The sequence below is a fragment of the Metabacillus bambusae genome (genome assembly GCF_017497975.1).
In the GTDB taxonomy this organism is placed as follows: Bacteria; Bacillota; Bacilli; order Bacillales; family Bacillaceae; genus Metabacillus; species Metabacillus bambusae.
This window is the reverse complement of record NZ_JAGDEL010000006.1, coordinates 67,279-89,195: the sequence shown is the minus strand read 5'-3', so window position 1 is coordinate 89,195 and position 21,917 is coordinate 67,279. Positions and strand designations below refer to the sequence as shown.

Here is a 21,917-nt window from a genome sequence, read left to right as displayed (position 1 = left end):
ACTATCACAAAGAGGGTGTTAATTAATGGATGAAGCATTAAATAATGAAAAAGATCAAACAGAACAGCTTGATGAAGAAACACTTTTTATCGTCTCACAAACATTTAAAGCATTAGGTGATCCAACTAGGATTCGAATTTTACACTTATTATCACATCAGGAGCATTCCGTGAATGAAATAGCTGAAAAGCTTTCACTAATGCAATCAACTGTTTCACACCAGCTTAGATTTTTGAAAAATTTACGTTTGGTTAAGTATCGAAGAGAAGGGACAACATTATATTATTCACCCGATGACGATCATGTGATGAATGTATTACAGCAAACAATTCATCATGCACAGCATCATTAAGCTTTTATATGGAGTGAAGAAAAATGAACGAATATAAAGTAAAGGGTTTAACATGTGCCAATTGTACAAGAGAATTACAGGAGGAAATCAACAAGTTACCTTCAGGGGAAACAGCGTCTTTAAGCTATAATACTGGAAAACTTAAATTAGCCAGTACAATTGACATGAAAAAAGTGAATAAGATTTTATCATCAGATGGAGCATATATTGAAAACGTTGAAGAAGAAGGTCACAATCATGAGCATCATACGGGTGTAAACTGGATCGCACTTTTATCTATTTCAGTATTTTTCTATATCGCTGCTTTTATTACTGAACAATGGATCAATGAATATGTGGCAATTGGATTATTTCTAGCTGCGACAGCATTAAGTGGATACCAAACATTTTTTAAAGGCTTGAAAAACTTACTAAAGTTAAAATTCAATATCGAAACGCTCATGACTATTGCTCTTATCGGTGCTCTTAGTATTGGTGAGTGGAAGGAAGGAGCACTTGTTGCGATACTCTTTGGACTTAATGAATATTTAGAAGGTCTTGGAATGCAAAAAGCTAGAAAATCGATGGAAAAGCTTCTAGAGATTGCTCCGAAAGAGGCAACGATCCTCGAAAATGGTCATGAAAGAATTGTAAAGATTGCATCTTTGGAGGTAAATCAAATTGTCTTAGTTCGTGCTGGTGAAAAAATACCTTCTGATGGAATTGTGATCGAAGGGAAAAGCTCTGTTAATGAAGCGGCAATTACTGGGGAATCAATGCCAGTCGAAAAGGCAATTGATGAACCAGTTTATGGGGGAAGTATAAATAATGAAGGTGTTCTTAAAGTCAAAATTACGAAAGCGTATGAGGACTCTTCATTAGCAAAAATTCTTCATCTTGTTGAGGAAGCACAAGAAACGAAAACTCCAACTGAATTATTTATTAATAAATTTGCGAAATACTATACACCATTAATTATGGTAATCTCTGTTATTGTCATGGTACTTCCACCACTATTATTCAACGGTAGCTGGGGGGATTGGTTTTACCAAGGCTTAGCGGTCTTAATCGTAGGCTGTCCTTGTGCATTAGTGTTATCGTCACCGATTGCGATTGTTTCAGGTATTACAAAAAATGCCCGAAATGGAATCCTTATTAAAGGTGGGGTATTTTTAGAGCAATTAGGAAAGATTACAACGATTGCTTTTGATAAAACTGGTACGCTGACAAAAGGGGAGCCATATGTAGAAGATCTTGTGGCGTACGATCCAACTTTTTTACAAATTGCTGCATCGATTGAGAAGTCATCATCACATCCAATCGCCAAAGCGGTTATACGGGAAGCAGAAGGATTACCCTTAGATGAGCCTGATGAAATATCAACAGTATCTGGTAGTGGAATCATCGCAAAAATGAAGGGTGTTACTTATTATTTAGGAAATGAATCCCATGTAAACCATCTTAAAATTACAGAAAAAGTCAAACAGGATCTTATAGACTTTAAAGAGTCAGGAATGACATTAGTGATCTTAGCAAATGAATCAAACGTTCTCGGCATCATGGGAATCTCTGATCAGGTTCGTGAAGAAAGTGCAGCTGTAATAGCGAATCTTCATAGTGCAGGTATTAATAATACGATTATGTTAACTGGTGATCATGAAAAAACAGCGGATAAGGTTGCGAAAAAGGTAGGTCTAACTTCGTTTTTCGCTAGTCTATTACCAGATGAAAAAGTAGCAAAAATAAAAGAGCTCTCGAAAAATGAAAAGGTTGCGATGGTTGGTGATGGAATAAATGATGCACCAGCACTTGCTACCGCTGATCTCGGAATTGCAATGGGGAAAGGGACAGATAGTGCAATTGAAACAGCTGATATCGTTTTGATGCAAGATCATCTAGGGAAGTTACCATCAGCGATTCGATCTGCTAAAAAAGTTAATTCAATTATTAAATTAAACATTACGTTAGCGCTCGGGTTAAAACTGATTGCTTTACTATTAACGATTCCAGGGCTCTTAACACTTTGGATTGCGATCTTATCAGATATGGGAGCAACGATTTTGGTCACATTAATTAGCTTAACAGTGCTTTATGAGAAAAAAGAAAAAGCTACTATGTAGGAACTTAAAAGAAAGCCCACATGAAGATGGAGAAATCTTGCTCCTCATGTGGGCTTTTTTCTATCCATTAGGATCTGTTAGAGTCACTGTTGATTTTGACACTTAGTTGATTGAGCGGAAATCAACAACCAAGTTTAACAGAGCCATTCATTAAGAAACTTCTACTAGGTTACTAGTTTGTAGGGTAGCTTGAAGTGCTATTTTTTCTTCTTTGTTTAATGGAATCAGTGGTAAACGAACATCACCAACAGGTATTCCTCTCATATTTAACGCTGCTTTTACTGGTGTTGGGTTAGGTGCAGCAAACATTGCTTTCATTATAGGGAGAAGGTTGCGATGTAAGGAAGCAGCTCCAGTGACATCACCTTCTTTAAATTTATTAATCATTTCTTGCATTTCATTCCCAATGATGTGTGATGAAACTGAGATGATTCCCGTTCCACCGATAGCTAAAAGGGGTAATGTTAGTGCATCATCTCCGCTGTACACCGAAAAATCATTAGGTGTTTTGCTAATGATCTCTGCCATTGCATCTAAGTCACCACTTGCTTCTTTAATGGAAACAATATTGTCTATTTGTGAGAGACGAACGATGGTCTCTACAGACATGTTGACACTAGATCGACCTGGAATATTATAAAGCATTACTGGTAATGATGTTGTTTCCGCAATTGCTTTAAAGTGTTGATACATTCCTTCTTGAGATGGCTTGTTATAGTATGGAGTAACAAGCATAATTCCATCGACACCTGCTTCTTCTGCAAGACTAGTTAAGCTAATAGAAGCTTTCGTGTTATTTGATCCCGTTCCAGCGATGACTGGAACTCTACCATTTACAATTTGTACAACATATTTGAATAGATCAACTTTCTCTTCTGTTGTTAATGTAGGAGACTCACCAGTTGTTCCATTTATAACTAATCCATCCGAACCATTAGCTATTAAATAATTCACTAAATTTTTTGTTGCGTTAAAATCAACCTCACCATTATGATCAAACGGGGTAATCATTGCTGTTAAAACTTGGCCGTAATTCATAACTTCACACCCTTTATATAGTTTTTTAAAATTAGGCTCTGTTAAACTTGGTTGTTGATTTCTGCTGCCAGCGTTCGCTCCAATCAACGAAGTGCCAATATCAACAGTGAGCATAAACAGTGCCTGAAATTTAGAGGTGGTAAGGGCCATTCATAAATAAACGCAAAAAAGCAACAACGAGGGATTCGCTGCTGCTTAGAAACAATATGTATCAAAAATCGTTCCCGTGCGAAAGATAGCCCTCCATATAGTTTCCTATATGACAGTCCTGCATTTATTCAATAGCAGAACCAGCTTCAAGAACATGAGATTCTATCCACTTCGGCAAATTCCCCTTTCCACAATCATCATAGGACCTCATTCTCCTCATATTGTGTACTAATGTCTTTGCGCCTCTATCCTCACTCCAAATTTATTGAAGTAAGAAAATATTTTTAGTTGACTGTAATATAACAGAAGATTCGATCTTTTGCAAGGGTAATTCCGAAAGTTTTTTGGAATTGATTTTACATATTAATAAGGTAGGGTTAGGGAGAAAGGCCGATCGTCGTGGTATTTTATTTTATGATAAGGCTGACTCGCCAAACTTTGTTGCTATTTACCAAGTAATGCGGTGGTTGATTGCAGCTCCAGATGCTCGCTTTCCGCGGGGCGGTGAGCCTCCTCGACGTAAACGCCTGCGGGGTCTCACCTGTCCCGCTGCTCCCGCAGGAGTCTCGCACTTCCGCTTCTATCAACCTAAAATAGTTTTCGTTTTAAAAGCAACAATCTCTTAGAAAAGAGCCTATGATATCCACAAACTTCGAGAACATTGTTGTGATATAAAACTGAAAATAATAAAATCCTCAAGGAACTAGCGGAGTTCCTTGGGATTTTAGAGGAAACTTACATATTTAATTCTAAGGTAATCTCCTCAGTTTGAAAGCCAATAGATGTTGATAAATCAACTACATCTATGTTGGCTGTAACGTAATCGTAATTAGAAAAAACGTCTTGATCAATTTGATCGAATGAAAATTCTATACGTTCGTTGCTATTATCTGTTGTAATCTCGTAAAGCTCAAATTGCTCACTCTTATCATCGTTATTTTCTAAATTATGAAATGTAAGATTTAAACGATATGCTACATTTGGTTTTTCAGTAATGACGTATGAAGCCTTCGTGTCATTCCATTCAGCTAACCTTGGGGATTCGAGTAGACGATCATCATCAATTTTTATTCCACTTTCCTCTTCAAGAAATAAACGAAGCTCACGATTTTCTAGCACATTAGGAAACTGTTGATTTTCATGATCAGTTCTTAGGTAGAAAGCTTCGTTATTAAATACATCAACTGCCTCAACCTCATTTGTTGCACCATACAATAACACATAATCATCTGCAAAAATTTCCTGCGGGTAATATGCATGATTATTTTCTTCGTAATTCCAAAAAGCATCCCAACGTACCTCAGATACATCGATCCCACGTACCGATAGCCAATCAGAGAAGGGGAGGTGGTGGGATGGAAAATAATGATAAGCAAAATGATGACCATATTCATGTGAAAGTGTCTCCTGGTAGTCAGAAGGTTCTGTGTACTTATCACCTTGATATAACGTGATCGTACTTGTTAAAGCGTGATAACTCCCTTTAGTTAACGAAGATGATAGAGGAGCACCGTTTATTTTTACTTCTTTTAAACGTTCAATTTCTTTTCCATGTTTATTTTTTATAAGCGTCTTATACAAATCAATTAGTTTTGTCTTATCCCACTCTTTTGAATAACTAACAAACTGGATTCCTTCAGGAGATTGATAGGAAGCAAAATATTGCCCATTTATATCAGTTGAATCAAAACTGACAAGAAAGGGGAATATTAATACTAATATAATAAAATACTGTCGTATTTTCAGCATACATGTCACATCCTTGTTATTATTTTAACATGTATTAGTTTTAAGGTAATTGGTATCATTTGTTTATTATAAAAGGGATTAATAGAGTTGAGGAATCTAAGGAAGATAGTAGTGTTGTTTCATTGTTGTGATTTAATATGCCAAAATTTACAACAAATAATTTTTAAAAAATAGTTTTCAAACAGTAACTTTTAGTGTATTATATAAATAATCAGAAAATACAGAAAACTAAATTGTGAGGTGCTTTTAAATGAAATTTGTTAACATTCCTATTGAAAATCGTCTTGATACAAATCCTTTTGTTCACTACTTACAGGAGGGGGATCTTTATTACAAATCAGAAAATGAACTCATTTTAAAGCATTTACACGAATTGCCACAGGACTTTATGGAAATGACATTATTTGATATAGATGGGTATGGATGTGTGTATAGCTTTTCACATATAACTGACCTTGAAGTTGGTGAGATTGAAACAAAAGTTGCAGTCTTTAAAAAAATATAACATGAAAAGAATAGGCGTGAATTTACTCACGCCTGTTCTTTTCATGTTTCATGAGTGTGTTTCAATTTCAAGTAATTCATCAACCATCGTAATAGATGTTTCTCTGTAGGACCTTAGCAGTTGAACAAAAATATCTGCAGTCATAATCGCATCATTTAAAGCATGGTGTCTTTCTCTTTCCGTGATATTTAATCGATCAATTAAATTATCTAAATAATTTCGTTTTCCAGAAAATAAATCATTGGCTAACACATGTGAATCTATATATTTTGGTAAGAAACAGGGGAGCTGCCATTGTTTGATTACCTTTTTAATGAACTCAATATCAAAGGTGGCAGGGTGTGCGACAAGTATGCTACCTTTACTGTATTCTAGAAACCTTTTTAATCCTACTGGAAATGATTGTGCCTTATCAAGAGTATCTGACGATAATCCTGTAAGTTCCTGAATGTTTTTTGGGATCTTATTAATCGGTTTCATGACAGTATAAAAGGCATCATCATATTGAATACAAAAGTTTTTCACCTTTATTGCTCCAATTGAAAGAATTTCATCACCTATTTCAGGGAAAAATCCGGTCGTTTCTAAATCGAAAATTGTAAATGTACATGAGGCTAAATCTGTTTTTAATAAACCGGCTTGACTGTGCATAAATTCTTCGATGGTTTGTGCAGCTACTTTATAGTCAGGTAAACTAATCATCTTGCTGATATGATATTTTAAAAAAAGCTGGTCCCAAAGAAAATATTTTAAGATTTTTAAATCATTCGGCAAACTGTACTACACCACCCGATTTCGATTAAAGCTGATCTTCGTTATTTGTTGCATACGATGAGCAACTTGCAAAGCTTCTTTTATTTTTAAGCGATCTTCTTTTGAAAGCTCAAAAACGTTTACTTCATTTGTAACTGGTTCATTATTGGTTAACTCTGCTAAATTTTGCTGTAAGCGATAAAAATGTAAATAGTGAAGAGCTGTTTTTGCGTTTTCTACGTCTCTAGGATGCATGGCATGAAGTTTTTTTAATGCATCAAGCCTTTTCACAGTACTTACTTCATGGATACCGTATTTTATCGCGTTAATTCTCGTTGAATATATAATTTGGGTAAGACCCGTTTTTTTTACGTTTATTATTTTATTTTTTTGCTTTAAATTCATAATTCCAAAAGGGTGAGCAGGTATTTTATAACGGATTGCATCCTTCATTAATAGCTGCTGCAGCGTTTTTGAGCGTGTTGCTTTATCTGTTAAGAACTCTCGAATTATCTCTGCTAAAGAAAAATCACCATAAATTGGTCTGAAATCATAGAACATTGTAAAGTTCTGAATTTCTTCTGCATCAAGCTCCTTTTTCCACACGTCAATTTCATTTTTCCAGCCTGTTAATGACCTTCTCCATTTATTTTCTTTGGCCATAATTCCACCAGCACATTCAGGAAAGCCAGATTCGCTTAAATGATGGTTTACCTTTTTCGTGAATAGCTTAAAATACTCATCAATTGCTGTCCTATTTGGCAAATGTTCATAATCATTTAGAATCATTCCATTATCTTGATCAGTACGAAATCCTTGTTCATGTCGTGCTTGACTCCCCATAATAATAAAACAGTAATTAATCGGTGGAGATCCATAGCCTTCAGATTTCATTTCATTTTCAGTAAGTTTAATAATTTGTCTATGGAGATTGTCGTTATGATTTGTGATTACTTCTACAACTTCATAAGCATAGCTCTCTTTATCAACTAAGTTCTGAACAAATGAATGGAGCGTTGTGTTTACTAGTGGTCCTTCCATTAAAAGTGAGTCTAGAGAATATGAATTTTTTACATTGTATGTTAGATCCAAATAGCTAGAATCTTGGAGGTTTAGAAAGGATCGACTAGATAATGTACCGATGATTTTTTCATTATAAATAACTGGAATAAACTCTATTGCCTTATTTTTTATAAAGGAAAGGGCTTCAAATGCGAATGCATCAGCTTCAACAGTATAAGGTGTTTGATCCATCCAATCCTTTACTCTATTTCTGTTTGAATTCTCAGTTATGTAATGTAATATCTCTCTGAATGTTAGGACTCCCTGCATTTTAGAGGCGTTATTACTAACAACCAATCCTGATACACCTTTTTCTTTTAAAACGAAAGCCGCATTTTCCATCGTTGTCTCAGGATGAATAAAGATTGGGGAGTCCATTAATCCTTTGACACGTGTTTTCAATAGTTGGACATTTTCCTCATCCTCGTAAGACGTCTTATTTTTCATCTCGTCATACAAGGATTTTGTACGTTCCCCGATGCTTCCCCAAATCACTTTTGAAAAATCATTGTTGCGTGTCATCATATCAAAAAAATGGCGCTTATTGAGTTTAAATACAATACTATCCTCTAAAGCTTGAACAGAAAAATTTAATTCACCACTTGTAAACATCACCATTAATCCGATGATATCACCAGGGTAGTAATAGCGAAGCGATAATTGCTTCCCATTCGTTTGATGCAGAATATTTTTGGCTAGCCCAGAAACAAGGAAATAAAGATCTATTTCTTCAACTGATTGATCCTCATGAAAAATAAATTCATTTTTTGAAAAGGTTGATAGCGTTGCTTTATCCGCCATTTCTTGGAGCTGAAAGTCAGTTAACAGTGTAAAGGGGTAGTAATCTTTCAAAAGATGTTGTAAATCGTTTATTGCCAAGTTAGACACCACCTTTATGTATCATGTATACTTTTACGGTAACATAGAACAGGACCAAAGTTAAAGACTTAAAGATTACATAGGATTTTCTAGCTAAAATGAAAATTTACCACTGTTAGTTTAATGAAGGATTTTTTCAATGTGTGTAGAAAGAAAGATTGAAGCTTTTTCAACAAGAAAGGAGTTAGACATGATTAATAAATTTAGATTTGTTCAAGTTGTATTTTTTTGCGTTATCTTTACAATTGTAGGAGGTTGTAATAATTCAGGTGAAGTTCAAACTGAAGAATCTGAAGTTAAGAAATCCGTTCAAGTCATTGAGGAAAACCCGATTGTGACAATAACTATGGAAAATAATGATGAGATTAAAGTTGAACTTTATCCTAATATCGCACCAAATACTGTAAATAATTTTATCACACTTGCAGAATCAGGTTTTTATGATGGAGTCATTTTCCATCGTGTTATCCCTGGTTTCATGATTCAAGGTGGTGATCCAGATGGTACTGGAACAGGAGGTCCTGATTACAGTATAAAAGGAGAATTTACTTCTAATGGCTTTGAAAATAAGTTGAAGCATGAAAGAGGTGTCATTTCCATGGCACGTACTCAAGAACCTAACTCAGCAGGATCTCAATTTTTCATTATGGTTGCAGATGCTAGTAGTTTAGATGGAGACTATGCTGCTTTTGGAAAAGTAACAGAAGGAATGGAAGCAGTGGATCGCATTGTTGATGTTAAAACAGATCAACAAGACAAGCCACTAGAGGAGCAAAAGATTAAACAAGTGACCGTTGAAACGTTTGGAATTGAATATCCTGAGCCTAAAAAGGTAGAATAGGTTAATTCCAAAGGGTGTGACTCATCTTTGTTCAGAGTTAACTTTGTAAACCACTTACTTACTAATCCATATTTTCTTACTCACCATCAACACTATTGATAAGATGTGTTCAAAGGTGATCTTTTCCTAGAAGGAGGAAAAAATTAATGCTAATCGAAATCTGGTCAGATATTGTTTGTCCGTATTGTTATATTGGAAAACGTCGCTTGGAAGAGGCGCTAGCGAAATTTCAACATAAAGAAGAAGTGAAAATTGAGTATCGTAGCTTTGAACTTAACCCAGATGCAAAAGTTCATTATGATGAGGACAATGTTGAGCTATTGTCTAAAAAATATGGTACTTCTAAAGAACAAATCAAAGCGATGAATCTGCAATTAACAGAACAAGCAAAAGAGATTGGATTGACATATCATTTAGATAAAATAAAGGCAACAAATACTCTAAATGCACATCGTTTAATCCAATTAGCAAAGCAATACGGGAAAGAAAATGAAATGGTTGAACGGTTATTTAAAGCTTATTTCACAGAAGTAAGACATGTAGGAGAAACGAAAACGTTAATAGAACTTGCAAGTGAAATTGGATTAGATCAAGAAAAAGTGCAATCAATGTTAAATAGCAATGAATATGAAGTAGATGTTCGTGTACAAGAACAAGAAGCACAACAAATCGGTGTAACAGGTGTACCTTTCTATGTGATAAATCGCAAATATGCGATTTCTGGGGCACAACCATCTGATGTATTCTTAGAAGTAATGGAAAAGGTTAGGGTAGAAGAACTAGAGAAATAAGAACAACGGAAATTGAATAGATTGACTAAAGAGGCTGACAAACATGCAAAATGTCAGCCTTTTTTCATTTAGCAAACATTTTTATTTTCAGTTTTGTCTTATCAAAAATTATAAGAAACATCACATATCATCATTTTTATCATGTTAATCATAAATGTCATCATGCTGCAAATGACAATTGAATCTTATATTAGTGAGGATATGAACATGTTTGGACATTTAGTAGTAAGCATTTATTTCGTCGTTCATATGTTTTATTACTTTTTACAATGGAAGAAACAACAGTCATAATAATTTTTATCTGAAAGTGTGTAAAGTTTTTTACACGCTTTTCTTTTTGGGCTTTTTTCTAATTAATCTCAGCTTTTTAAACCTAAGATAGAATAAAAAGCCGTGTACTAGATGTATGTTAATAGAAAGCACATTAATTTCGAAAAGACTTTTTTGAAATCAAGATAAGTCAGTAATAATGTATTCCAAGATGTTCTTATGAACATAATGAAATTAGGATGGATTTAGGAGGAAGCATAAATGAACCATAACAAAGATTACGATCGCGATCATGATCGTGAAGATATGTTAACAGACGATCTATTAATCGGTGTACTTGAGGCATCATACAAAATAGAAAATGAGTTAATGAGGCAGTATATCATGACTGCAGAAAGAATTCATAATAATGAAGAGTTAAAGGATCGCTTACAAAATTTTGCACAAGGTAACGCTAAACGTACTATTCAACTTGTAGATGAGTTGAACCGAATGAAAAATCAGAAATGAACCAAAAGTTTTCCTTTTTGAAAAAGACATTCATATAAATGGCCATTCACTTGATGAATAGGTCATTTTGTATTGAATATAATACAATAAGGTTTTAATCTTGATGAAATATCTATGTAATTAAGACAATATAACAATATATTTTTTAGTAAACAGATGAATTGAGTAAACTGTTCATAATTTGTTAATAATTATGTTGTATCCTAGAGAACACAATACGTTAATAAAGATTGTCCTAAATTTGGGAGATTGACAATATATAAAAACATACGTTAGTATTTAGTACTGTTAATCAAAATATTTTTCAATTCATTTTGATATAAACTTATGTCTATTCAAAATTAAGAGGTGGCAACAATGAAAACAAAATTATTTTCTTTTCTAAATAACCATATTAGTTTTTTAGCTCTTGCAGTAGTTTTATTATGGGTTAAAACCTATGCTGCTTATCGAGTAGAGTTTAGTTTAGGTATTGATAATGCGATGCAAGAATTTCTTTTATTCCTAAACCCTGCTAGCTCAGCTATCCTATTTTTGGGACTTGCTTTATTATTTAAAGGGAAAAAATCTTTTGTTTGGATGATAGTTATAGATTTTCTTCTATCATTCTTGTTATATGCAAATATTGTATATTATCGATTTTTCTCAGATTTTATTACACTCCCAACACTTACACAAACAGGAAATGCAGGTGACTTAGGTCAGAGTATAGAAGCATTATTAAAACCATATGATATTTTGTATTTCTTAGATACAATTATCTTATTAGTATTAGTTTTGACTAAGTTAGTAAAACCAACATCTATTAAAGTTAAAACACGTTCGTTAGTTATGGTTTTTGCTACAGCGATTGGTTTTTTCGCTGTAAACTTAAGTTTAGCAGAAGCAGATCGTCCACAGTTATTAACAAGAACGTTTGACCGTAACTATATTGTGAAATATTTAGGTATGTATAACTTTACAATCTACGATGCGATCCAAAGTACAAGAGCTACAACGCAACGTGCAATGGCAGATACAGATGATATTACAGAGGTTACGAATTACACAAATGCCATTTATGCTGAACCAAATCCTGATTACTTTGGTATTGCAAAAGGAAAAAATGTAATTTACGTTCATTTAGAATCAGTACAAAATTTTATCATTAACTATAAATTGAATGGTCAGGAAGTTACACCATTCCTTAATTCGTTAACAAAGGATTCAAGTACTTTCTACTTTGATAACTTTTTCCATCAGACTGGGCAAGGTAAAACAGCTGATGCAGAATTTATGCTTGAAAACTCATTATTTGGTTTACCGCAAGGAGCAGCTTTTTCAACAAAAGGTCAAAATACTTACCAAGCAGCTCCAGCTATTTTAGGTCAAAATGGTTATACATCTGCTGTATTCCATGGTAATACGAAATCTTTTTGGAACCGCAATGAGATCTATAAATCATTAGGTTATGATAAGTTTTTTGATTTAAGTTATTATGATGCAAAAGACGAAGATATTTTAAACTATGGGTTGAAAGATAAACCATTTTTTAAACAATCTATGCCTATGCTAGAATCCTTAAGTCAACCTTTTTATACGAAATTTATTACAGTAAGTAATCATTTCCCATATCCAATGGATCAAGATGAAGCAACGATTGAGAAGCATACAACAGGCGATAGTTCAGTAGATAATTATTTTCAAACAGCACGATATTTAGACGAAGCTGTAAAAGAATTCTTTACTTATCTTAAAGAATCTGGATTGTATGAGAACTCAATGATTGTTATGTATGGAGATCATTACGGGATATCTGAAAATCATAATACTGCTATGTCTAAAGTATTAGGCAAAGAAGTAGGCGATTTTGAAAATGCTCAATTACAAAGGGTCCCACTATTTATCCATATTCCAGGTGAAGATGGGGGGACAATGCATCAGTATGGTGGACAGATTGATTTAATGCCAACACTCATGCATTTACTTGGTATTGAAACAAAAGGATATGTACAAGTAGGGACAGATCTATTCTCTAAAGACCATCAGACAGTAGTGCCATTTCGTAATGGAGACTTTGTTACTGAAAAAGTGACTGCTCTGAATGGAAAATATTATGATGCAAATACAGGAGAACCAATTGAGGAAACCGATGCAATAAAACAGTACGAACAAATTACTCAATTAAAACTTCAGATGTCAGATAAAATTGTAAACCAAGATCTATTACGTTTTTATACACCTGAAGGATTTGAACCAGTTGACCCATCAAATTATGATTATACAAATCATAATGAATCAGATGTAGAATCAGAAGTTAAATAATTAATTCAGCAACCCGTAAGATACAAAAATTGAACTAACAATTAGTGGGGATCAAAGAAAAACCTTGCTGAATGAAGTTTCACTTAAAAGGCTGTTAGGAGATTCGTTCTCTTAACAGCTTTTTTGTACAATTTTTAATTTATATAATAAGTAAGAGAGTTTATTAGAATATTAGAAAAATTTGTTTTAATAAGGCTGTTTTCGCAAACTTTGTTGCTATATAACAAGGATTGGGGAATGGTTGACTGCAGCGAGAGGATGCTCGCTTTCCGCAGGGCGCTATTAAAAAAAAAACAATCTTTTAGATAAGAGCCTTTAATAAAGATGTAACAATAATATTCTTATGATATTATGCTAATTCATTTAGCCGAAAGGATTATTATGTCCAAAAATATTACTTATATCTTTTTAGTCTTAGTATTTATTTGTTTAGGATTAACATCTAGAATGACAAATGCTTTTCCAAGTGAAATTACCGTTCACTTAGGGGATGTGTTTTGGGCAAGTATGGTTTTCTTTTTGTTTAGGCTTATACTAAAACAGAGAAGTATTCTTATAACAGCCTTTTTTAGTGTGATGTTTTCATTTGGTATTGAAATTAGCCAACTTTTTCAATCTGATTGGATAAATTCTATTAGAAATACGCTTATTGGTGGATTAATTCTTGGAAGAGGTTTCCTTTGGCTTGATTTACTTCGATATAGCTTAGGTATTCTAATCAGTATAGTGATAGAGCTTTTTATAAAAAAGTATTTACCTATATTAAGCAATAGATAAAGATACATGAATTTATTTGATTCCCTTTATTATTATTTATTCGTAAACGAAAAAACGATAATTACTGAATGAGAACATTTCCCTATTTTTAGTTTGGGTAAAATTAATGATTAAATTCCCATTAATTACAAATAAATGCTATTTTTGACAATAGTTATATGGTATTATATTCATTTTCTCAAAACAATCTATGCGATTGTACAAGCATCTACTATAATAAGTGAAGACATCTGAATTATATAAGAGAAGAGAGGTTCATATGAAGGGGATAGGAAATAAGAATCATTTTATTGAAACAGTTCAAATGAAAGGTTTAACCATTTCACTTATCGCTTCAGCTGATCAGACTGAGATTATCCATCATAGGCTTGAACCTAATACTAGATGGGCTTTAGAACCTGAAGAAGGTTGGGAAGCACTCGAGTATTTAATTGTGGTTTCAGGAGAACTAAAACTGAGCACAAATGGTGGATATGAGATCTATAAAACTGGAGATTCATTTTATAGAAGTCCTGTAAAGGAACATTATGTTTTTCAATCAATAGGGAAAACCGAATTTTTGTATGTTTCCTCGCAACCTGTTTTTCATCGTTACAGTCAAATTTCTAGAGATTTAATGAAATTGGCAATATCGATCGAAAAAAAGGATGGCTATACTGGGGACCATTGTGCTAGAATTAGTAAACTATCGATGCTAGTTGGAGAAGCAATGGGATTAAGTTCAAGACAGCTTTTGCGACTAAATATGGCCTCCTTCTTTCATGATATTGGTAAAGTTAAAATTCCTTTAGACATTTTACTAAAGCCTGGAAAGCTCACACAAGAAGAATGGGAAGTAATGAAATTGCATACTACTTATGGGAGACAAGTTTTGGAGGAAACAAAGCTACCATTACTAATAAGCGCTGGCCTAGTTGTCGAACAACACCATGAACGTTACGATGGGAAAGGCTACCCACTTGGGTTAGCTAAAGATGAAATTGAAGTTGAAGCTTCTATTATATCTGTTGTAGATTCATATGATGCCATGACCACTGATCGGTCTTATCAAAAGGGAAGATCAAAGGAAGAAGCCATACTTGAAATTAACAGTTGTCGTGGAACGATGTATAATCCAATCATCGTCGATACGTTTAATGCTGTGCAGCACACACTCTAGGAGGAAACTAAAAATGAAAAAGTTCATACTTTTACTTGCTGCTTTATTATTTGTTGTTCTTATAACAGTAACACCGGCAAATGCAGCATATTTATCTGAGCATGATAAATATATCGAAGTATCATACGAGGATGCTAGATACATTGCTGATTTACTAGGATTAAAAGACATTCCACTTGGTGATCAAACAGCTAAGATGAGTTTTGATATTCAAGAAAATGCAATCAAAACAATTGAAAATCGTTTAGGTACTGAAATCGATCACTACTATATTTGGTTAACAATTAATGGACAACCAGTTCTAGGAATTGACCCACCGGTACCGATGTTTTAATAGAAATATTCTTTTAATAGATTAATTTCCCGCTTATCATTAGGTGGTATCACGATGTGATCGATTATGATAAATGTGAAATTAGTCTTTTTGTTGTTTTGGAAATTATTAAATGCATGTACTTTGGATAACACATTGACATCCAGCTCCAGCGCCTAGACCCTCGGGGTCCATAAGCCACTCAGTAATTGAAGACGAAGAACGTCTTTCTGAGCGTCTTATACCTGTCGAGTCTGATCAAGGCGCCCTGAGCTTTTGTTCTTTTGCAGGAATTAAAATTGATGATTATTTCAAAATAAACCTAAGATTCCGAATACTTCCCAGCTTATTGACCAATGTCATTCTATGAGATAAGTTAAGAATTGACAACAGGAACGGGGTGTTCTCTATGAATCTTTTCAAAAAGCTTATTTACGTGCTATTTGGACTTATCATTACATCACTTGGGATTAAACTATTATCTGATAGCTTGCTAACATTTGGGGGAACAGCGGGTATCGCAACTATTCTAACATATGTATCGAATGTACCTTGGGGAGTTCTATTTTTTATCGTTAATTTGCCGTTTTTCATAATTTCCATTCAAGAATTAGGTAAATGGTTTACAATCTCTAGTCTATTATCAATAACTGGGATTTCATTTATACGGGAGTGGTTTGATCTATTTATCCCAGCGTTTGAAATGAATATTGTTATAGCAGCAATTATTTCTGGCCTACTGATCGGCTTTGGTGTCACATTTGTTCTAAATAATGGTTCATCACTTGGTGGTATACACATATTAGGACTGTATATAGATAAGAAATTTGGCTTTAATAGAGGACTTGTTTTATTCGTATGCGACTCTCTTATCATTTTATTTGCCTTAGCAATGGTAGGCTGGTTTAAGGCATTATTATCAATTTCATGTATATTCATTGCTAGTAGTATTATTGGTCGTTATAAAAAATCTCCAATCAAAGAAATGGAACGAGATCAAGAAGAAGATCAATTGGTTGGTAAAGGTTTACATTCGTAAAATACAATTATCACTACTCTAGATTGGAAACATTTTAGGGTGGTTTTTTTATAGCTTCTCATCTAATGTATAGGTAGGGGAGGAGATAAAGTGGAATATATAACAGTTAACCAAATGATTGATTCTGCAGATTCAGTGCAAGCAAAATTATTTTTAAAAGGACTTTGGTATGCAATAGAAGAAGACATTTTCTCTTTATCACTCGAATATGAAGTTTTTAAACATCAATTCATGCATCTACGAGCAAGCGCTCCTTTAAATTGGAGCTTGGACTGGGATGGGGCTCAGTTTGCATTATCGAGACAGATTAAAAATCATGGTGTTTTATCTATTATTGCACAATCCAATGGATCTATTCTATATAAGTTTTCATGAAAAATCTCAGAAATGATCTGGGATTTTTTTTTTGTATAATTTTATTTCATTAGAGGGATTTTAAATTTGGCTTTAAAAAAATAGTTTCTAGGAGGAATAGCAGTGCAGAGCCAAATGAATCAAGTAAACATCGGTGCTCATGAAATCATGGATTGTCATGAAGTGCTTTGCAGTACAATTAACGGTATCAATTTATTTCAACTTTACCAACCGTATTGTCAAGATCAAGCACTTAAAAATATTTTACAAAATCAACTATCGTTTATGACAAATGAGTACAATTCTTTAGTTAATGCTCTACAACACAAAGTAAATATCAATCGTTTACCAAATGTGAAAACGAATATGAACTTTTCGCCAAGCTATGGGATAGGTAGTAATCCTGTTCCAGAAGCTCCAAATGCTTCAATCAATCAAATGAATGATCGTGATATTTCATCTGGAATGTTAGGGTGTCATAAGGCTGGAGCTGTGCAAAAAATGTATGCAGCATTAGAATGTACGGATTCACAAATAAGAGAAATGATGATTCAGAGTGCGAAAAATTGTGCAGATCAAGCTTATGAAATATGGAGTTATATGAACAACAAAGGTTATTATCAAGTACCAACTTTTGATCAGATTACTACACAATCTATGATAAACAGCTATCAGCCAAGTAGCTTATATAACAACCAACAACAATCAATTTAAAAAATGGAGGTTTTCACATATACATACTCAACAGCATGCCATACAACAAATTAATGAAATTCGTCAAACAGTCCAACAATTAATTCAGCAAACAGAGCAAGGTAGTCAATTATATAAACAAATGCTTCAACAAGAACAACAAAACGTACAAATGCTTCAACAACTTTTACAACGTGAACAACAAGCAGTTCAAGTCATTCAACAAAGCCTGCAAGGTCACAACAAAGCATTACAGCAATGTCAGCATGTTTTAAACACATGTAATCAAATGCAACAAGAAGTTTCACAAGTTGGATCATATAATGTTGAACCATCTTTCCAAAGGGTACCTAATCAACAACAACAGCTTCCAAGCTACCAAAGTTTCCAGCAAAATAGACAATTTATCCAACAATAATAATCATTCAAATGGGGTTAACGTGTAAATTTCATCGTTAACCCTGTTTTATTTGATTTTAACATCAACTAGTTGACATACATAATTGAAGTCATTTATAATTTATCTTGAATTCAAGAATATTTTATTTGAGACAATTAGAAAATTGAAACCTAGAAAGGAAGGTTTTTATGAATATTAAGCCATTATTAGGCATCCATCATGTTTCAGCTCTTACTGCAAATGCAAAAGAAAACTATCATTTCTATACAAAAGTATTAGGTTTAAGACTAGTTAAAAAAACTGTCAATCAGGATGATACATCTGTTTATCATTTATTTTACGCAGATGAGCGAGGAAATCCAGGTACAGATTTAACATTTTTTGAAATTCCACATGCTGGAAGAACATATCCTGGGACGAATAGTATAACTGCCACATCTTTACGTGTAAAAGATAATAAGGCGCTACACTATTGGAAGAATCGCTTTGAGCAATTTAATGTTGATCATGATGAAATAAGCAATGAGAGTGGAAGAGCAACACTATCATTCCGCGATCAAGAGGGGCAGCGTTTATTACTAGTATCCGATGAAAATAATGAAGGTGTAGCAGGTGGGAAACCATGGGCTAACAGTCCTGTTCCACAAGAAAATGGTGTTGTTGGACTAGGTCCGGTTCATTTAACAGTGTCACGTCCTGAGCGAACAATAAAGGTATTAACTGATGTAATGGGTTTTCGAGAAAAGACTGGCTACACAAAAGATAAGGATCAAAAACAGGTCCGTGTCTTTGAAACAGGAGAAGGTGGAACTGGAGCAGAAATACACGTAAGTGAATTAGATCAAGTAGGACGAGAAAGACCAGGTCGTGGAAGTGTTCACCATGTAGCTTTTCGTGTGGAAGATGTAGAAGAACTAAACAAATGGGTAGACGTATTAAATGCAAATCATTTATCTAATTCTGGGTTTGTAGAACGTTATTATTTCCGTTCCTTATACTTTAGAGAGCCCAATGGCATATTATTTGAGCTAGCGACAGATGGTCCTGGTTTTGAAGGGGACGAAGATTTCGAACATTTAGGAGAAAAACTAGCATTGCCACCATACTTTGAAGCGCAAAGAAAAGAAATAGAAGCAAGACTAGAACCATTAGATACATTAGCAAAATAAAGGAGTGTTTTCATGCAACATATATTCAAAGAAGGAACAGATCACAAACTCCCTACTTTACTATTACTTCATGGCACAGGTGGAAATGAACGGGATTTATTACCAATAGCTGATATGATTGCTCCAAATGCATCAGTACTTGGAGTAAGAGGCAATGTCCTTGAAAATGGAATGCCTCGATTTTTTCGTCGTTTAGCTGAAGGTGTGTTTGATGAGGAAGATCTGATTTTTCGCACAAATGAACTAAACGAATTTATTTCAGACATGGCTAATCAGTATCAATTTAATCGAGACAATGTAGTTGCGATTGGGTATTCAAATGGGGCAAATATTGCTGCTAGTCTTATGTATCATTACAAAAGAGCCTTAAAAGGAGCAATTCTATTACACGCAATGGTTCCAAGAAGAGGAGTCCAAATACCTGATTTGTCTGAAACTTCTATTTTTATTGGAGCAGGCACAAACGATCCAATCATTCCACAAGCCGAAACAAAGGAGCTTGCTGATTCATTAAAACAGGCGAAAGCTGATGTAACCGAGCATTGGGGAGATGCTGGTCATCAGTTAACAAGAGAAGAAATAATTAAAGCAAAAGAATGGTTTGAAAAAAACTATACGATGTAAAAAGTAAAATACGCTTGGTATTATTCAAGCGTATTTTACTTTCAGATTCAAACAGAGAAACCACCACTGCATTATACAAATGGTTTTGTATGAAGAAAACGATTATTATAGACTATTAGTAGGTTCTAAACATTTTGCTGATTCATTTTTCGAGGAATTCACTATGCTTGAAACGGGATATACATCCATTAGTTGGTCATTAAATGGTACAAGTAGAGACTTTAGTTTCTCTGTGTCATTGAAATCTCTATCCAACCAAAGATCATATTCTGAGGGTGGAAGAATAACTGGCATTCTGTCATGTACATCCTTCGTTAATTCATTAGGTGTTGTTGTTATAATTGTGCACGTATAAAGTGGTTTGTCCCCTTTATCCCAACATTCCCAAAGACCTGCAAAAGCAAAAGGTCGACGATCCTTCATTATAAACCGATAAGGTTGCTTTTCTTTATCTTGTTTTTTCCATTCGTAAAAGCCATCACTTAATATTAAACATCTTTTTTTCTTAAAAGGCTGTTTAAAACTTACCTTTTCATCTAATGTTTCTGCTCTCGCATTTATCATCTTGAACCCAATTTTCGTATCCTTTGACCAAGGCGGTACAAGACCCCATTGCATCTTAGTTCCAACGCGTTCTTGTCCATTTGAACCAATTACTAAAATATTTTGAGAGGGTGCAATATTATATCGGTAATCTAGTTCTTCATTAAAAATGAAGTCAAATTGGTCTTGTAAAATCGGTTGTTCGGTTGCTAATGAAAAGCGTCCACACATAAAAAACACCACCATTATGGTTTTTTCTGTCCATTATATTAAGATGATACAGTAAAATAAATTACTTGTGAAATATGAAGACTAGGTTTTTTACCTATAACAGAGTGATTACTACTTACATATAGTAAACCAAATATGTGTGGAGGTGATATTATGGGTGGCGAAGGTGGTTACGGATACGGAGCAGGATTTGCTCTAATCGTCGTTTTATTTATTCTTTTAATTATTATCGGTGCTTCGTATATTGGTTATTAATCAATGAGCATAATTAAATAATGCTAACAAAATTGGGTCAAACTTATCCAAACGTTTTACATTGGAGGGTCTGACCCTTTTGTTTGAAGGACTCTCATTTATACAAATAGATCAGCGCATGGCTGATGAATAATATTGACCAAATATAGAGCATATTTCTTTTCATTTTTAGAAAAATATAGCAAAATAATTGTGTATGAAAGAGAGGAGTGTACAGAATGAAAAACTTGCAAAGCACGACTACATTACATAATGGGATTGAAATGCCTTGGTTTGGTTTAGGTGTATTTAAGGTGGAAGATGGATCAGAAGTCATCAATTCAGTTAAAGCAGCGATAGAAGCAGGCTACAAAAGTATTGATACAGCGGCTATTTATGGTAATGAAGAGGGTGTTGGAAAAGCAATTGCAGAATCAAATGTACCTCGCGAAGAATTATTTATTACAACAAAGGTTTGGAACTCAGAACAAGGCTATGATTCTACTTTAGCTGCTTTTGAAGAGAGCATGAAAAAGCTAGGGCTAGAATACTTAGATCTATACCTTATTCACTGGCCGGTTCCTAAACAAAATAAATACAAAGAAACATGGAAAGCACTTGAAACGTTATATAAAGATGGTCGTGTTCGTGCAATAGGTGTCAGCAACTTCAAGGAACATCATCTAAAGGATTTATTGGAGGATTGTGAAGTGGTACCAATGGTTAACCAAGTGGAATACCATCCACGTTTAACCCAAACAAGTCTCCATGAGTTCTGTAAACAAAATCGTATTCAGCTTGAAGCATGGTCCCCATTAATGCAAGGCGGCTTATTTGAGGAACCAACACTTCAAGAAATTGCCCAAAAATACGGAAAATCGACGGCTCAAGTCATTTTACGGTGGGATTTACAAAACGAAGTTGTGACAATTCCGAAATCAGTGAAACCTCATCGTATTCAGGAAAATGCGAATATCTTTGATTTTGAATTGAGTTCAGAGGATATGGAGAGAATAAATTCACTTAACCAAGATAAACGGGTTGGATCTGATCCAGATGTTATGAATAAAGTGTGAAA

23 protein-coding genes and 1 riboswitch are annotated in these 21,917 nt (G+C 34.1%); of the genes, 18 read left to right on the top strand and 5 right to left on the bottom strand.

What is annotated here, in order from left to right; genetic code table 11:
• The first annotated feature begins 25 nt into the window (after positions 1-25).
• Both I7822_RS10400 and I7822_RS10395 read left to right on the top strand, forming a co-directional pair.
• Entirely contained in the window at positions 26-352 is a 327-nt protein-coding gene (locus I7822_RS10400) for an ArsR/SmtB family transcription factor (RefSeq protein ID WP_207977724.1), read from the top strand.
• Positions 353-375: 23 nt separating this feature from the next.
• Entirely contained in the window at positions 376-2,451 is a 2,076-nt protein-coding gene (locus I7822_RS10395; RefSeq protein WP_207977722.1) for a heavy metal translocating P-type ATPase, read from the top strand.
• 150 nt (positions 2,452-2,601) lie between these two features.
• Here the strand turns inward: I7822_RS10395 and dapA are convergent, their stop codons facing one another.
• Together dapA and I7822_RS10385 are read right to left on the bottom strand one after the other, a co-directional pair.
• Positions 2,602-3,489, bottom strand: a complete 888-nt coding sequence (gene dapA / locus I7822_RS10390) for a 4-hydroxy-tetrahydrodipicolinate synthase (protein ID WP_207977720.1) — start codon at positions 3,487-3,489, stop codon at positions 2,602-2,604.
• A 228-nt stretch (positions 3,490-3,717) separates the two neighbouring features.
• A riboswitch (Lysine riboswitch) is annotated at positions 3,718-3,895 on the bottom strand.
• A 479-nt stretch (positions 3,896-4,374) separates the two neighbouring features.
• Entirely contained in the window at positions 4,375-5,388 is a 1,014-nt protein-coding gene (locus I7822_RS10385) for a hypothetical protein (protein ID WP_207977715.1), read from the bottom strand.
• A 250-nt stretch (positions 5,389-5,638) separates the two neighbouring features.
• Here I7822_RS10385 and I7822_RS10380 point away from each other — a divergent pair, with 250 nt between their 5' ends.
• Complete coding sequence (locus tag I7822_RS10380; RefSeq protein ID WP_207977713.1) at positions 5,639-5,893, top strand: hypothetical protein; 255 nt, start codon at positions 5,639-5,641, stop codon at positions 5,891-5,893.
• A 48-nt stretch (positions 5,894-5,941) separates the two neighbouring features.
• Here the strand turns inward: I7822_RS10380 and I7822_RS10375 are convergent, their stop codons facing one another.
• Both I7822_RS10375 and I7822_RS10370 read right to left on the bottom strand, forming a co-directional pair.
• The gene (locus I7822_RS10375) at positions 5,942-6,667 is read right to left on the bottom strand and encodes a 3'-5' exonuclease (RefSeq protein WP_207977712.1); all 726 of its coding nucleotides are present in this window, start codon (positions 6,665-6,667) and stop codon (positions 5,942-5,944) included.
• Positions 6,668-6,673: 6 nt separating this feature from the next.
• Positions 6,674-8,587 carry a DUF294 nucleotidyltransferase-like domain-containing protein gene (locus I7822_RS10370; RefSeq protein ID WP_243459401.1) on the bottom strand — a complete coding sequence of 638 codons (1,914 nt, stop codon included), beginning with the start codon at positions 8,585-8,587 and terminating at the stop codon, positions 6,674-6,676.
• Between the two features lie 190 nt (positions 8,588-8,777).
• Here I7822_RS10370 and I7822_RS10365 point away from each other — a divergent pair, with 190 nt between their 5' ends.
• The 13 genes from I7822_RS10365 to I7822_RS10305 all read left to right on the top strand — a co-directional run bounded on the left by I7822_RS10365 (position 8,778) and on the right by I7822_RS10305 (position 19,831).
• On the top strand, positions 8,778-9,428 hold the full coding sequence (locus I7822_RS10365; protein ID WP_207977710.1) for a peptidylprolyl isomerase: 651 nt from the start codon (positions 8,778-8,780) through the stop codon (positions 9,426-9,428).
• Positions 9,429-9,574: 146 nt separating this feature from the next.
• Positions 9,575-10,219, top strand: coding sequence for a DsbA family oxidoreductase (locus I7822_RS10360; protein ID WP_207977708.1), 645 nt, complete (start codon positions 9,575-9,577; stop codon positions 10,217-10,219).
• A gap of 531 nt (positions 10,220-10,750) precedes the next feature.
• A complete protein-coding gene (locus tag I7822_RS10355) occupies positions 10,751-10,999 on the top strand; it encodes a hypothetical protein (protein WP_243459400.1) in 249 nt (82 codons plus the stop codon).
• Positions 11,000-11,356: 357 nt separating this feature from the next.
• On the top strand, positions 11,357-13,303 hold the full coding sequence (gene ltaS / locus I7822_RS10350) for a lipoteichoic acid synthase (protein WP_207977706.1): 1,947 nt from the start codon (positions 11,357-11,359) through the stop codon (positions 13,301-13,303).
• Between the two features lie 447 nt (positions 13,304-13,750).
• Positions 13,751-14,080 (top strand): ribosomal maturation YjgA family protein, encoded by a 330-nt coding sequence (locus tag I7822_RS10345; protein ID WP_243459399.1) that lies wholly within the window; start codon positions 13,751-13,753, stop codon positions 14,078-14,080.
• 259 nt (positions 14,081-14,339) lie between these two features.
• Entirely contained in the window at positions 14,340-15,239 is a 900-nt protein-coding gene (locus tag I7822_RS10340; protein WP_243459398.1) for an HD-GYP domain-containing protein, read from the top strand.
• A 13-nt stretch (positions 15,240-15,252) separates the two neighbouring features.
• Positions 15,253-15,573: an 8-amino-7-oxononanoate synthase gene (locus I7822_RS10335; protein ID WP_207977702.1), complete on the top strand. Its 321-nt coding sequence runs from the start codon at positions 15,253-15,255 to the stop codon at positions 15,571-15,573.
• Between the two features lie 388 nt (positions 15,574-15,961).
• The gene (locus I7822_RS10330) at positions 15,962-16,591 is read left to right on the top strand and encodes a YitT family protein (RefSeq protein ID WP_207977699.1); all 630 of its coding nucleotides are present in this window, start codon (positions 15,962-15,964) and stop codon (positions 16,589-16,591) included.
• A gap of 90 nt (positions 16,592-16,681) precedes the next feature.
• Positions 16,682-16,966 (top strand): hypothetical protein, encoded by a 285-nt coding sequence (locus I7822_RS10325; protein WP_207977698.1) that lies wholly within the window; start codon positions 16,682-16,684, stop codon positions 16,964-16,966.
• A 102-nt stretch (positions 16,967-17,068) separates the two neighbouring features.
• Positions 17,069-17,659 carry a spore coat protein gene (locus I7822_RS30445; protein ID WP_207977696.1) on the top strand — a complete coding sequence of 197 codons (591 nt, stop codon included), beginning with the start codon at positions 17,069-17,071 and terminating at the stop codon, positions 17,657-17,659.
• 19 nt (positions 17,660-17,678) lie between these two features.
• Positions 17,679-18,056 carry a hypothetical protein gene (locus I7822_RS29890; RefSeq protein WP_372442145.1) on the top strand — a complete coding sequence of 126 codons (378 nt, stop codon included), beginning with the start codon at positions 17,679-17,681 and terminating at the stop codon, positions 18,054-18,056.
• 170 nt (positions 18,057-18,226) lie between these two features.
• Positions 18,227-19,207 carry a ring-cleaving dioxygenase gene (locus tag I7822_RS10310; protein WP_207977692.1) on the top strand — a complete coding sequence of 327 codons (981 nt, stop codon included), beginning with the start codon at positions 18,227-18,229 and terminating at the stop codon, positions 19,205-19,207.
• 12 nt (positions 19,208-19,219) lie between these two features.
• Positions 19,220-19,831 carry an alpha/beta hydrolase gene (locus I7822_RS10305; RefSeq protein WP_207977691.1) on the top strand — a complete coding sequence of 204 codons (612 nt, stop codon included), beginning with the start codon at positions 19,220-19,222 and terminating at the stop codon, positions 19,829-19,831.
• 105 nt (positions 19,832-19,936) lie between these two features.
• On the opposite strand, the gene I7822_RS10300 is transcribed toward I7822_RS10305, so the two are convergent.
• On the bottom strand, positions 19,937-20,605 hold the full coding sequence (locus tag I7822_RS10300) for an SOS response-associated peptidase (RefSeq protein WP_207977689.1): 669 nt from the start codon (positions 20,603-20,605) through the stop codon (positions 19,937-19,939).
• A gap of 153 nt (positions 20,606-20,758) precedes the next feature.
• Here I7822_RS10300 and I7822_RS10295 point away from each other — a divergent pair, with 153 nt between their 5' ends.
• Together I7822_RS10295 and I7822_RS10290 are read left to right on the top strand one after the other, a co-directional pair.
• On the top strand, positions 20,759-20,860 hold the full coding sequence (locus I7822_RS10295) for a YjcZ family sporulation protein (RefSeq protein WP_207977687.1): 102 nt from the start codon (positions 20,759-20,761) through the stop codon (positions 20,858-20,860).
• Between the two features lie 218 nt (positions 20,861-21,078).
• The gene (locus tag I7822_RS10290) at positions 21,079-21,915 is read left to right on the top strand and encodes an aldo/keto reductase (RefSeq protein ID WP_207977681.1); all 837 of its coding nucleotides are present in this window, start codon (positions 21,079-21,081) and stop codon (positions 21,913-21,915) included.
• Positions 21,916-21,917 lie beyond the last annotated feature (2 nt).